Origin of the sequence: Anabaena sphaerica FACHB-251 (assembly GCF_014696825.1) — a bacterium.
In the GTDB taxonomy this organism is placed as follows: Bacteria; Cyanobacteriota; Cyanobacteriia; order Cyanobacteriales; family Nostocaceae; genus RDYJ01.
Window position 1 is genome coordinate 1 of sequence record NZ_JACJQU010000015.1, and the last position, 14,130, is coordinate 14,130.

At 38.1% G+C, this 14,130-nt stretch carries 10 protein-coding genes and 2 pseudogenes; 6 read left to right on the forward strand and 6 right to left on the reverse strand.

The genetic code is table 11. The features are described 5' to 3' along the window. Positions 1–212 precede the first annotated feature (212 nt). Positions 213–712 (reverse strand): annotated as a pseudogene (locus H6G06_RS20000) (DUF29 domain-containing protein). A gap of 145 nt (positions 713–857) precedes the next feature. Between H6G06_RS20000 and H6G06_RS20005 the strand changes: the two are divergent. The 3 genes from H6G06_RS20005 to H6G06_RS20015 all read left to right on the forward strand — a co-directional run bounded on the left by H6G06_RS20005 (position 858) and on the right by H6G06_RS20015 (position 3,894). Next, positions 858–1,859, forward strand: a complete 1,002-nt coding sequence (locus H6G06_RS20005; RefSeq protein WP_190563308.1) for a hypothetical protein — start codon at positions 858–860, stop codon at positions 1,857–1,859. After that, positions 1,849–2,049 (forward strand): hypothetical protein, encoded by a 201-nt coding sequence (locus H6G06_RS20010; RefSeq protein WP_190563311.1) that lies wholly within the window; start codon positions 1,849–1,851, stop codon positions 2,047–2,049. Before H6G06_RS20005 ends, H6G06_RS20010 begins: the two co-directional genes overlap by 11 nt. A 477-nt stretch (positions 2,050–2,526) precedes the next feature. After that, positions 2,527–3,894 (forward strand): hypothetical protein, encoded by a 1,368-nt coding sequence (locus H6G06_RS20015; RefSeq protein ID WP_206754719.1) that lies wholly within the window; start codon positions 2,527–2,529, stop codon positions 3,892–3,894. 85 nt (positions 3,895–3,979) lie between these two features. On the opposite strand, the gene H6G06_RS20020 is transcribed toward H6G06_RS20015, so the two are convergent. Continuing rightward, complete coding sequence (locus H6G06_RS20020; RefSeq protein WP_190563315.1) at positions 3,980–5,269, reverse strand: Glu/Leu/Phe/Val family dehydrogenase; 1,290 nt, start codon at positions 5,267–5,269, stop codon at positions 3,980–3,982. Between the two features lie 196 nt (positions 5,270–5,465). Here H6G06_RS20020 and H6G06_RS20025 point away from each other — a divergent pair, with 196 nt between their 5' ends. Beyond that, positions 5,466–6,800, forward strand: coding sequence for a cytochrome P450 (locus H6G06_RS20025; RefSeq protein WP_190563317.1), 1,335 nt, complete (start codon positions 5,466–5,468; stop codon positions 6,798–6,800). A gap of 59 nt (positions 6,801–6,859) precedes the next feature. On the opposite strand, the gene H6G06_RS20030 is transcribed toward H6G06_RS20025, so the two are convergent. From H6G06_RS20030 to H6G06_RS20040, 3 genes are all read right to left on the reverse strand, one after another. Beyond that, entirely contained in the window at positions 6,860–8,002 is a 1,143-nt protein-coding gene (locus H6G06_RS20030) for a Gfo/Idh/MocA family protein (RefSeq protein ID WP_190563319.1), read from the reverse strand. A gap of 666 nt (positions 8,003–8,668) precedes the next feature. Continuing rightward, a complete protein-coding gene (locus H6G06_RS20035) occupies positions 8,669–10,030 on the reverse strand; it encodes a folate/biopterin family MFS transporter (RefSeq protein WP_190563321.1) in 1,362 nt (453 codons plus the stop codon). 165 nt (positions 10,031–10,195) lie between these two features. After that, positions 10,196–10,390 carry a hypothetical protein gene (locus tag H6G06_RS20040; protein WP_190563323.1) on the reverse strand — a complete coding sequence of 65 codons (195 nt, stop codon included), beginning with the start codon at positions 10,388–10,390 and terminating at the stop codon, positions 10,196–10,198. 653 nt (positions 10,391–11,043) lie between these two features. Here H6G06_RS20040 and xth point away from each other — a divergent pair. After that, a complete protein-coding gene (gene xth, locus H6G06_RS20045) occupies positions 11,044–11,826 on the forward strand; it encodes an exodeoxyribonuclease III (protein WP_190563325.1) in 783 nt (260 codons plus the stop codon). A gap of 359 nt (positions 11,827–12,185) precedes the next feature. Continuing rightward, positions 12,186–12,377 (forward strand): annotated as a pseudogene (locus H6G06_RS20050) (DUF4383 domain-containing protein); the annotation flags it as partial. A 200-nt stretch (positions 12,378–12,577) separates the two neighbouring features. Here the strand turns inward: H6G06_RS20050 and H6G06_RS20055 are convergent. After that, the gene (locus tag H6G06_RS20055; RefSeq protein ID WP_190563327.1) at positions 12,578–14,128 is read right to left on the reverse strand and encodes a hydantoinase B/oxoprolinase family protein; all 1,551 of its coding nucleotides are present in this window, start codon (positions 14,126–14,128) and stop codon (positions 12,578–12,580) included. Between the last annotated feature and the right edge of the window lie 2 nt (positions 14,129–14,130).

The window sequence follows — 14,130 nt, forward strand, 5'->3', positions numbered from 1 at the left end:
TGTTCGCGCAGCGTGGCGTAAGCCATTAGCTGTGGTTTTGAGTGTGACAGAGATTTGAATGCTGCTATTAATTTAAGACAAGAAGCGGTCAGGTTGACCGTTTTAGCCTGTGGACTGGACAGTGCCGACACTTCCAGGATGAAGCAGGAAGAAAAAGCGGACAATTGTTAGCATTTGTTAGCTTTTTTGTATCGGTAATTTGTGTATCTATTTTAGTCGGCTTTACCGTGATGATTGCAGCTATATTCGGGAAACCAGTTTTCATCTAATATTTTATTTGTTCTAAAGAACCTATGGGTATAAGGGGGAATGTGTCAAGAGGAAGTTGAGAGCGATCAGATGTTTCTTTTCTTGCATCTTGATAACATTCATCAAATATTTCTAAAATGTAAGGTTTTAAACTTGGACTATCTTTGAGATCATCTTTTATCTCTCTGCGAAATGTTCTAATTTCCCCTTTCCAATGTCCTTGATTTAGTTCTCTTTCATTATCCCAATATTTGAGTTTGAGTAGATGTACAAGCAGTTTAATTAATAAACTTTTAATTGCTCGTTTCTGACTTCTACCCATAGTTTCTAATTCTTCTAATAAACTTTCTAAATCAACAGTAGAAAATTGACCTGTGCGAAGTTGGTTGATGGTGGTTTTTATCCACAGGTAATAATCTTGGTCGTATAGGGTTTGAGCTTCGGGTTTTGTTGGTGTTTGCATAGAATAGCGGTATTTTTGCTATTTTTTGTATTTTAGCTTAATTTAGTTATAGTCAGATATTGGCAGGTATTGTTTAGCAGAGCAATATGCAGTATTTGAACCAACTTTTAAAAAATAGATCGCAACTATTTGAGTATCAGACACTATGCGTCCCTTTACATTTACTTTTGATGCCAGTCTTGAAGTATACGAGCAGTCAAAGCAGTATCTTGAAGAACATCTAGAAATAGCCAGTAAATTATCAGAATTAGCATGGACATACCAGAGTCTTGGCAAAGTTATTCCTATGACCACAGAAAATATGTTTTCTGGACATTTTTTCCCTTGGCATGATTCATGGGAAGAAATTCAGGTTTCATATAATCTCTGTCTACTAGGTTTCTATAAACAGGCAATGATCTCATTGCGTAGTAGCTTCGAGTTAGGTCTTTTATCTGTGTATTGGAATTTGAAAGATGATGGTCATGAAGTTATCCAAAACTGGCTTCAATCACGGAAAAACACTCCTCCTTTTCGTGATATTTGGCGAAAAATTGAGCAACATCCCAACTTTACCATTTATCAAAACAAGCATAATATCAAACAGAGGCTGCTTGATCTCGGATACTTTCACGATTATGTTCATGCAAAAGGAAAGAAATTCTCAACTACTATTGGCATTCTAAAATCCAATAAACAAACTTTTGAGCAAAGAGGTTTTAATAAATGGGTAGATGCCTATGAAGAGATAATTAAAATACTATCTATTTTGCATTTGATTAAGTATCCAGTAAGTGTTATTCGTTTCGATTACTCCGCCAAATTCGGTATTGATATACCAGGTTTTGGAGGATTGGATGAATTAGAAGTAGATAGATTAGAAAAAACTATTGGTGAGGATGCTTTTGAATCTATCCAATTAATTGCGGACTCAGACTCTACTGTTCAAGATTTAATTATTTGGATTAAAAGTTTACCGAATATCTCAGAGGAAAAAGTTCAGAATCAAATGATCGAGAATGACAAATCATTTATTCTAGGCATGGGATTTGACAATTGGGTGAATATGATGAAACCAAATGTAGATCAGTTTTCTGAACATGAAAGGGAACTTTACGAGCAACGAGTAGAGCATTTGCGCCCGTGGGCGAAAGAAAATGGTTATTAAAAGTGCGATCACTCCCCATAAATTCCTTTCAATTAACTCAATGGTGAGAGCGATAGCTGCGCTCGCCGTAGGCATCGCTTATCCTAGAAAAAAACAAGAACTTGAGCGTCGCATTACTGATTATGAAGCAAATCTAGATAATGTCATGACATGGGAGGAAATTAAAACTTCAATTAGAGGAAAACAATGAATTACGTCCTTGTTTTTCGTCCAGAAGTTCGTGAAGAACTAGATGAGGTGTATATATGGTATCAAAATCAGCAAGCAGGACTTGGTGATGAGTTTTTAGACTTGTAGATGAAATGCTAAATCGCATTTGTTAAATACCCGAATCTTGTGCAGTAGTATATCTTGATGTGCGACGGGCGGTAGCGCGGCGTTTTCCTTATGGTATATATTATCGAATTGTATCTAGTCGTGTGATTGTAACAGCAATTTTTCACAGTCGAAGAGATCCAAAATCATGGCAAAAGCGAACCTAAAAAAATAGTCGGTGCGATCGCCTACGGAAATATGCCTAAAGATAGATAGTTAAAATCACACACTTGTACACTTGTAACCAATGATAAAGAAGTGTAGAAAATTACATGAACTTGGGAACTTGTAGCTATGCCTAAAGTCATATAGGAAATCTAACTAAAGTAACCTATTTGACTAAAGGATCTCAATGTCGCACAAGTCTTCGTTCACTTCGTTTTGCAAAGATGTGTTAACAGTTACAAGCCTCTCTGTTGTAGCTGTGATGTCTGTTCCCACTGATGTTTTCTCTTTAACAAGGGAAATAGCCAATTTACAACCAGATAAGACGCTTGAAAAATCCGGGCTAGAAACCAACTTATTGACAAATAAATTGGGTGGAGAGGAATCAAATTTTTTCCTAGCTAAAAAAGATAAAGATGATGATGATAAGAATAATCGTCGCAGAGGTGATGATGATGACGACGATGACGACGATGACGACGATGACGACGATGATGACGATGATAAAAAGAATCGTCGCAGAGATTATGATAACGATCACAAGTATCATAACCAAGACCACAGGGGAGAATATCATCGTTCCTCAAAATACTATCGCGTCAAAGATTGGAATTGCTTCTTCAAAGTAGGAAGGTTAGTTAATTCCAAAACAAAAGCGTTAGTTGTACATCTAGATATCCTAGAAAAACCAGTTACTAAATACGCAAATGTAGTCTACACAGTCTACGCTCGTCAAAATAATCGTTGGGTGCAATTTTACAGCACTACCGGAGCAAGACTGATTGAAAATAAAGGAGGAAAATTCTTCTTAGCCCCAGAAGTAATCGAATTTAGTAAACTGCGACTCGATAATATTAACTTATCGAAGTCAGATTTAAGATTTGTCACGCAAATTCGCTATGATAGCAATACCAAACGTGACGAAAGATTGGTATTTGAAGATGTCTGGAATTATAGCTCAATTAGCGAAATTAGTAGCATTACTCAGCTAACCACTGTCAGTGCAACAACAACTACAAGCACTCAAACAGGTAGTTATAACAACAACTATAACAGACGTGATAACGATGATGATCGTCGCCGAATTGAAGCGCGAAGAGAAGACAAAAAAGAAGAAAAACGTTACTCATCCAAAGCCTTCAGAGTCCAAGGTTGGAATGGCTCTTTTAAGGTAAACAGATTAGTTAATTCTAATCAAAGAGCTTTAGTTCTGTATCTAGATATCCTGGACAAACCAGCTACTAAATATGCAAATGTACTCCACACAGTTTACGCTCGTCAAAACAATAGCTGGGTAAAATGTTACAGCACTACTGAAACTAAAAGGATTCAAAAAAAAGGTAAAAAATACTTTTTAAACCCAGAAGTAATCCAATTTAGTAGACTGAGATTAGGTAATGTTGACTTATCAAGGTCAGACCTAAGAGTTGTCACAGAAATTCTTTATGATCTCAAAGGAAACCGAGAGGAAAGATTAGTATTGGAAGATGTTTGGAATTATAGTTCAATTACTGAAATTAATAGCATCAGTCAGCTAGATGTTGTCAGCTATTAACTATTTAATGAGAGAATGAATTACAAAATTTAGTTCCTCTCATCATACTGTCAGGGTTTAGCAATGCTAAACCCCTACTGTATAACTAAGGATACAAACCCCTATCAGTCAAAGCTTGGGCTACTCTACCTACACCCAGCGTATAAGCCGCCAGCCGTAAATTCACCCGTCGCGCCTGTGCTTGTTGAATCACTTGACGGTAAGCATTCACCATCAAATGCTCCATTTCCCGGTTCACTCTTTCTTCGTCCCAGAACAAGTAAGAAAGACCTTGTACCCATTCCAGATAACTCACCACCACACCACCAGCATTAGCTAAAATATCCGGTAAAACCGTCACACCACGGGCTTCTAGGACTCGGTTGGCTTCCAGAGTCACAGGTCCATTAGCAGCTTCAGCAACAAACTGCGCTTGAATGTGATCAACATTTTCTTCCGTAATTTGATTTTCTAAAGCTGCGGGAATTAATACATCACAAGGTAAAGTTAATAAGTCTGCGTTACTAATTGGTGTAGCTTGGGGAAATCCTACCACACTCCGATGATTTTCAGCAGCGTAGGCTTTCAACGCCGGAATATCAAGACCAGTTTCCGAAAATACACCCCCAGCACCACTAGAAACAGCAATAATTTTCGCTCCTTCCTGGTGTAACAATTCAGCCGCAGCACCGCCTACATTACCGAAACCTTGAATGGCAATTCGCACACCTGGAAGGGATCTACCTTGATCCGCCAATGCTTCACGGACAATAATCATTACACCGCGTCCAGTGGCCATTTCCCGACCGAGAGAACCACCGACGGAAAGCGGCTTACCTGTCACAATCCCCGGTACAGCATGACCGACATTCACAGAATAAGTATCCATCATCCACGCCATTTCACGGGCAGATGTACCCATATCCGGGGCTGGTATATCCACTGATGGTCCAATGTCTTTAATTAATTCACTGATATAACGCCGGCTGATTCTTTCTAATTCCCCAACACTGTATTTTTTCGGATCTATGGGAATTCCACCTTTTGCACCACCGTAAGGAATACCCAACAACGCACATTTCCAAGTCATTAACATGGCTAAAGCGGAGACTTCCCGCAATGTCACCGCCGGATGGTAACGAATACCACCTTTATAGGGTCCTAAAATATCGGAATGTTGCACCCGATGTCCCGCTAAAACCCGCACTTCCCCATTATCCATTTTTACGGGTATGGAAACAGTGACGACTTTACGGGGATGGCTGAGAATTTCTAATAAACCTGGATCTAATTTTAATTCTTTAGCAGCCCATTCTAAATAGCTACAAGCTTGGTCAAACGGGCAAATATGCGCTGGAGAGTGATTTTCCCACACTGGGCGAGAGGTTGTAACCATAACATTTACTCCTCATCACGGTATTTTGGTGAACCGGATATGTATGGTTAGCTTACCCTGGTTTTTCAAAAAAATATCAATTTTGTAGTTTCTGTTACAATTTTATATAGATTTTTGTGTATGCCAATAACTGCTCTGCTTAAAGGAACAAATGTTTTACAATTATTTAAGTTTTATTAAGTAAGTTAAACACAAAATGAAAACCCAAGCAACCAAATCACAAAATCAATTACCTTTACCACCTGGAAACTTAGGTTTACCTGTCATTGGTGAAACAATTAGTTTTTTAAGTGATCCAGATTTTGCCACCAAAAGACAAAAGAAATACGGTAACATTTTTAAAACTAATCTATTTGGCTCTCCCACGATTATGATGATAGGAGCAGAAGCCAATCGCTTTATATTTAGCGGTGAAAATCAGAATTTTACCATTAAATGGCCTGAGACTGTTGCAGTATTGCTTGGACCAGCTTCTTTATCAATGCAAACAGGTAGCATTCATCAAACCAGACGCAAATTATTATCCCAAGCATTTCAACCCAGAGCTTTAGCAAGTTATACACCTGCAATGGTAGAAATTACTAATAGCTATTTACAGAAATGGGCAAATTTAGGTCAATTAACCTGGTATCCTGAACTGAGACAATATACTTTTGATGTAGCTTGTAAATTATTAGTAGGAACAGATACTACTAATGATCATCATTTTACTGAATTATTTGAAGAATGGTCTGGGGGTTTATTTACTCTTTCCATTCGTTTACCTTGGACTAAATTTAGTAAAGCTTTGAAATGCCGAGAGCAGTTGTTAACCAAAATTGAACAAATTATTTTACAACGTCAAAAACAACCCAGTTCTGAACAAGATGCTTTAGGTTTATTATTAAATGCAAAGGATGAAGATGGTAATAGTTTGAGCATAGACGAACTCAAAGACCAAATTCTCACTTTGTTGTTTGCTGGACATGAAACCTTAACTTCTGCATTGTCTTCTTTTTGTTTGCTGTTAGCACAAAAACCGGAAATTTTAGCAGCAGCAAGGAAGGAACAGCAGCAAATAACTTGTACAGATATGCTAACATCTGAACATCTGAAACAAATGACTTATTTAGATCAAATACTCAAGGAAGTCTTGCGAGTTATTCCCCCTGTTGGTGGTGGGTTTCGGGAAGTAATTCAAAGTTGTGAATTTAATGGATATCGCATTCCTCAAGGTTGGAGTTTATTATATCAAATTGGAAAAACACATCAAGATGAAACTATATATAAAGATGCTCAAAATTTCGATCCAGAACGGTTTGATCCAACTAGGGCTGAGGATAAATCTAAGCCTTTTAGTTATGTGACTTTTGGGGGTGGAATGAGAGAATGTGTAGGTAAAGAATTTGCTAAGTTGGAGATGAAAATATTTGCAGCTTTGCTGTTACGTGGTTATGAATGGGAACTTGTAGCGGGACAAAATCTGGATTTAATAATGATACCCACATCCCAACCCCGTGATGGTTTAAAGGTAATTTTCGGTTCTATTTAATTTGTACTAAATCCCCGACTTCGGGGAGAAGTTAGGGATCGTGTAGTTCATCTAGTTCATCAATTACCAGCAGGTGAAGTAGCATGAATTAGCTCTGGTTTTTCTTCAGTAGCAGGAAGCTCAATAGTTTGAGCCGATGTCGGGCGTTGATCACGCTTCAGAGTTTGCACTTTCACAGGTTGACCTGTTTCAATAGATTGGTAGAGTGCTTGAATAATGCCAACATCATTCAATCCTTCTATTCCTGACGGTTCTGGGTCTTTATTTTGAAGAATGCAATCTGAGAAATAGGTGAATTCAGCTGCTAGTTGATCATGGCTCTCAAAGGTGCGTTCTTGGGTTTCACCATTAATAGTCAGATAATGCTTAATTTCTCCATGCCAAGTATAAGCAGATTCTACTCGGATGTCGCCTTTAGTGCCTACAACCTGATAATTAGAAACTTTTGCTGCGCCAAAACTACAGGTAAATGTTGCTAGTCGTTCGTTGGGAAAACGCAGGATAACACTAGTCATTTCTTCTACTTCGCTGAAGCGTTGTTCTCCTTTAGTAGCAGCTACAGCAAACACTTCGGTTGGTTCATCTTGAAACAGATAGCGTGCGGCATTGATGCAGTAAATACCAATATCATAAATTGTTCCCCCACCTGTAATCTCTCGTAAACGAATGTTGCCTTGTTCTACTTGTTGAGAGAATACAGAGTTGAAAAGTCTTGGTTCACCAATTTGGTGCGATGGGCTATGCCCCGCCGAAGGCGATCGCACTATTTCTACTGCTTGTAAATTTGCTGGTTCTAGATGTAAGCGATAAGCAATCATCAATTTTACACCATTTTCATTGGCAGCTTTTATCATTGCCTCGCACTCTTTTTCTGTCACAGCCATTGGCTTTTCACAAAGTATATGAATGGACTGATTAGCTGCCCGCACAGTAAAATCACAATGTAGATGATTGGGTAATGCAATATAAACAGCATCAATATCACCGCTTGTCAGACAGTCTTCATACTCATCATATGAATAAGTATGCTGAATGCCATACTTTTTGCTGAGTTCTTCACGTTTTGTCGGGTCATCAGAAACTAGAGCAACTAATTCAGAGTTATCGGCAGAAGTAAATGCAGGTAAAGCTGCTTCTTGAGCAAACCAACCTAAACCCACAACGGCATAACGAATTTTGTGCTTTTCGTTTGTTGTTGTCATTTTTAGACCTCTTGATGAAGAACTTGTTTGAAAAAGTCAGTAAGCATTCGGCTATCAGATACCAGCAGTCAAGCAAAACCGTTTTTAAGGCTAAGTTTAGAGGATTTTCAGTTAGGGAGACTGACACTAAAAGCCATTCCTAATTCCTCGGTAAAATGCTCATAAATTCCAGCTTTTACTGATAGCTATTCACTGACGGCTGAATGCCGAAAAAAATCATTCTTTTAGGCTAATGAAATTTTTTAAGTATTCCATCATACTGATGAGATAACTTTAAGCATACTTCTAATCATACTTAGGAAATACTTTCTTCCTGGCAGATGGTCTTTGGGATGGCAGCTTTTATAGCTACAGGGAACTCTTAACGGGGAACGGGGAAGAGAGTTTTGGTGAATTTACTTTTTGTTACATACTACTCTTCGAGAAGCCGCTACGCGTCTACGGTTTTTTCCCACCGATTTACTTAGTTGCTATATTTTACAATACAATCAATTATGGCTCTTGAGTACATAATATGCAAAATCTGAACAAAAAAATCTTATAAAGCTTGCTACGTATAAGAAATCAGCCATATTTTTGAATATTATGGCAAAATATTCTCTCTTTCCCCTGTTAAGAGTTCCCTTTTACCGACTGGTAATTTAGTATAACAAGTACCGAAGATCCTCAATTATTAATTGAATTAGCTGCAAATGTTGGGATTTCTGTTTCTTCTTCGTTTGGCAAGAGGTGAATAAATAGCAGCGGTAAAAGGGCAATTGAATTAGTGATTATCACTAATAACCATAGGGTATCAAAGTTAGTTTCGGTAATGCCTAACCAGTGCATAATTAATGCCCCAAACTCTCTGGAAATAGCTCCTCCTAAATTGAAGATTGACATTAGGAGTGCAAATAATGTTGCTTCTATTCCCAAAGGACAAATTCTTGCTGCTAATACCATCACAGGCATGAATGCGATTTGTCCCATGACGGCGAGAATTAAGCTATCACCTAAACTAAACCATTGATCATCTATTCCCAAAGCTCTATTTGTGTGTGTAACTAACAGTAACATCGTCATTCTTAATAGTGCGGAAATGACGATACTCCAACCACAAATTACCCGAAACGGGACGCTTTTGAGGAAACGTTGGAAAATCCAAATACCAATTAATGAGGCTAAACTTGTAACTAAATGGACTCTGCCTAAAAATTCTGGTTTAAAGTGCAGTTCGTTGGTGAAAAAGTAGAAAAATGCTGCTTCTCCACTGGGGGTAGATTGCCAGATAAATATAAATGCTGTGGGTAGCCAAATTGCTTTTTGTGTAAAGGCTTGGCGTAGTTGTTTGAGTTGAGTTTGGATGCTGAGGGGATGATTCTGGTGATGCTGTGGGGCATCTTTGTTAACTCGTGTTTCACTAATTAACCAAGCTACCACTGAAATAATTAACGGAAATAAAGCAGTGACTAAAAATACTGTGCGGGTGGTGAAATATTCTAGCAGCAACCCACTAAAATAAGCTGTTATTAACCCTCCCAGGGCGGTAGCACCCCAACATAAAGATTGTAGAGAACCTGCTTTGGCCTGAGATTCTACTCTGGCACGTTCGACAACGAGGGAGTCAACTATAACATCACTGAAGGCAACAGAGAGGGAAGACAGAGCGATCGCTATTGTTGCAGCCCAGCTACTATGAACTATTGTACCCAAACTCACCCAAGCAGCAGACCCCAATATCCCAGATAACACCAAATAGGGACGGCGACGGTAGCCAAATATGGGCAAACCATCGGAAATAAAGCCAAATAATGGCTTAATCATCCAAGGTAGGGCAACTATCCCCAACAGTGCTGATACCTCAACTGGACTCAGATGTAATTCATCTTTCAGGAAAAAGCTAACAGCTAGACGCGCTAACCCTAATATGCCTTGAACAAAGTAGACTGCAAGGATCGCAATTAATTCTGGCTTAGGTTCATTACCTAAGAGAATTTTTTTGGTTACTGAGTCTTTGACTTTGGACAAGCCAGAGGAGTGAATCAGCATTTTATGAATATTCTTTAAGTTTTCTCTACTTTTCTATCATATCTATATACGGATAATGTTATCAGCTATTTTAGTCACAAACTTTAAACCAAAGCGCCAGCGCCATCTATAGCTGGATGCTTGTTATCAACTAATATGCACTTGTGTTTACCACTCTATATCACTCTACTCTACTGAATTAACCGTAGAGGGAGTAACTACTCCTGTATTACGGGTTTCCAAATGATTAGATAAGCGACTGATGGTCAACAGTGGTACTTCTTGCCGACACGACAGGCAAAACCAATACAGTTCACCATGTCGGACATGACGCAGGATTGCTCCACCGCAGCATGGGCAAGTGTTGGCTCTATTACTCATACCAATGTCCTCCTAAAAAAAAGTTTGTTGTTGTAATCAGGCAAAAAATTTTGATTAAACTCGAATGGATGTATCTGTTAAAGTGCCAACCATTCTTCTTGGTGACATAAATTGCATATTTGGGGATATTTTCTCTGGAAAATTGACCTAATATGCTAAATTTTGTGATTTTTGGTTTGGTCTACAAAGAGTGTCAACATCATATATATTAATTTATGGATTTGACATCACCTGTGACCAATCGTGAGATCATTTTATGAGGACAAAGCATTTGTACTTACTCTTCTTAGATTTAAGTTAACTTTTCTGATTTGTAAAAGTGTAATTCCGGTTAACTGTACTATTAACTCACTCACAAATATAATGTCACAGTTGCATTAATAGCTAACAATTAACTTCATTATAAATTTACCAGTGAGTATTTAGTATTTTCATCTATCTTGGGGATCATGATCAATTAAAATATTCTGTAACCTAACTTACATTTTTTTTACTTTTGTATTTGCGAATACGACTTTACAGCAGGGATCAACTACTTATAGCCTATTTTGGCGTGAATGGGAGCTAGAAAAAAAAATTAACACTCAAAAATGGTTACAAAAAAGTTACATATTTTATATTTCTTAATTTTCCACAATACTGATAAATAACTCATGAAAATCGCTACTTGGAATGTCAATTCAATTCGTACACGTTTAGAACAGGTTATCAACTGGTTAAATGAAAATCCTGTTGATGTTATGTGTTTGCAGGAAACAAAGGTTGTAGATAAGGATTTTCCCCTAGAGCCTTTTGAAAACTTAGGCTATCATCCTTATATTTACGGACAGAAAGCTTATAACGGCGTTGCACTCATTAGCCGTCAACCACTGGAAGATGTCAGTATGGGATTCTGTTCAATTTTGCCAGAGTTAGACCCACAATGGGACGAACAAAAGCGGGTAATTACTGGTGTTATTGATGGAGTGAGAATTGTTAATCTTTACGTTCCTAACGGTTCGGCTGTAGGAAGTGAGAAATATGAATACAAGCTGCGTTGGTTGACCGTGTTGCAGAAATATTTGCAGGTGCTGTTGTTATCCAACCCTGCTATTTCTATGTGTGGTGATTTTAATATTGCTTTGGAAGATATAGATATTAATGACAAAGTGAAGATAGAAAATCACATTATGGCATCAGCACCAGAACGCCAAGCTTTACGGGATATCCTTTCACTGGGTTTTACTGATGCTTTTCGTAAATTTAACAGTGAAGGGGGAAATTATAGCTGGTGGGATTATCGGACTGCGGCTTTTAGAAGGAATTTAGGATGGAGAATAGACCATCATTATTTAACACCTGTTTTGTGCGATCGCGCTCAAAGTTGCATTATTGATGTTGCACCCAGGAAGTTAGAACAACCTAGTGATCATACGCCAGTAGTTGTGGAGTTTTAGTTGGCACAGTTTACGGAAGAGAATTTTGAGCGATCGCATTGCATACAGCAGGAGTCAGGAGTAAAACTGGCTTTGTGTATAGGTTTCAATTTAGATTCTGTACCTCATTGATCTGCAATCTGCTGTATAAACTTATGAAACAAATTGCGATCGCCTACGGCAACATTAACTTATAAACCAGAAAGCGATACCTAGTGATCATACGTCGGTGGTGGTAGAAAATCACCGTAATCCTGTCTTTTGATAGAGTTACAAATTTGATTGGCTCAGTTGAATAGAAAGTATATAGTTTAAATAAAAAAAATATAGTCAGATATAGTCAAACATAGTCATTTGTGTTATAGTAGTGCGCGTTTAGTTTATTTAATCGCACCTTTGCAATTGCTTACGCTGCATTAGCAATTATGGGATTTTTGCCTTTAGCCAAGACATTTTTCGGTTTAATGCCACTCTTTGGTAATAATGTTTTGGTGAATGCCTTATCAGCGATCGCAGCTGCTTACTATGGCATTATCATTCCATCCAAAGTAGCTGGTGTTAATGTAAGTAACTTGGCACAATTAAATATAAAACCTCTCTCCAAACCTCTCCCCTACCAGGAGAGAGGCTTTGACTCCCCCTTCCCTAGCAGGGAAGGGGGTTGGGGGGTTAGGTTTATATTATATTTTTTAACGCCCACTTACTTATCACAAAATGTTTAATTTAAATGAGATAGTTCCCCGATTTCGGTGAGAATTCGGGGATCTGAGTATTACCCAAAACCCCCACCTCCTGGAGTTTCGATCACAAAAATATCCCCTGGTTGCATCTCTACAGTTGCGGTACTATCTAAAATCTCCTCAGTGCCATTTTGACGTTGTACCCAGTTGCGTCCTACCTGTCCCGCTGCTGCACCATTTAAACTAAAAGGAGGAACTAAACGATGGTTAGAAAGAATATTTGCAGTCATTTTTTCTAAAAACTTAATGCGACGAATTACCCCATCACCTCCCGAATATTTTCCTTTCCCTCCACTATGGGGACGCAAACTAAAACTTTCCACCTGCACAGGATAACGAGTTTCTAAAACTTCAGGATCAGTCAAGCGAGAGTTAGTCATGTGAGTATGAACCGCATCAGTACCATCAAAATTAATTCCTGCACCAGAACCACCGCAGATAGTTTCATAATATTGATATTTTTGATTACCAAAAGTAAAATTATTCATAGTTCCTTGGGAAGCTGACATCACACCCAAAGCACCATATAAAGCATCAACAATAGTTTGCGAAGTTTCCACATTGCCTGCAACTACCGCTGCGGGATAAGTTGGGTTCAACATACAACCTTCAGGAATAATAATTTCTAAAGGTTTGAGACAACCAGCATTGAGAGGAATATTATCATCAACCAAAGTCCGAAATACATATAAAACCGCTGCTTGAGTTACAGCTTTGGGAGCATTAAAGTTACTATTTAATTGTGCAGATGTGCCAACAAAATCAATTTTAGCACAGCGATTTTCTCTGTCAATTTTCACCTGAACTTTAATTTCTGCACCGCTATCCATTTTATAAATAAATGACCCATCTTTTAAAACATCAATTGCCCGTCTGACAGATTCTTCAGCATTATCTTGGACAAACTGCATATAAGCTTTAACTGTTTCTAGTCCATATTGATTAACCATTTTACCAAGTTCTTGAACACCCCTTTCATTAGCAGCAATTTGAGCTTTAAAATCTGCAATATTTTGATCAGGATTTCGACTAGGATAGGGATGATTTAACAAATGATGTCTAACGGCTGCTTCTTGAAAATCTCCCTCTTGAACTAAGAGAAAATTATCAAAAATAATTCCTTCTTCTGTTACTGTGGTACTGTGAGGAGGCATAGAACCGGGAGTAATACCACCAATATCGGCTTGGTGTCCACGGGAAGCAACAAAAAATATAGGACTAGCAATATTTTCGCTACTTTCTAAAAAGACGGGAGTAATAGCTGTGACATCAGGTAAATGTGTGCCACCGTTATAGGGGTTATTTGATAAATAGACATTTCCCGGTTTGATAGTGTCACCTTGATCATTAATTAAACTGCGGACACTTTCACTCATTGAGCCTAAATGTACAGGAATATGGGGAGCATTAGCAACTAATAAACCAGAAGCATCAAAAATAGCACAGGAAAAATCTAGTCGTTCTTTAATATTGACTGATGCTGCTGTGTTTTGCAGAACAATTCCCATTTGTTCAGCGATAAATTGATAGAGATTTTTGAATATTTCTAAACGGACTGGATCTGGTTGAGATGTTATGTACATTT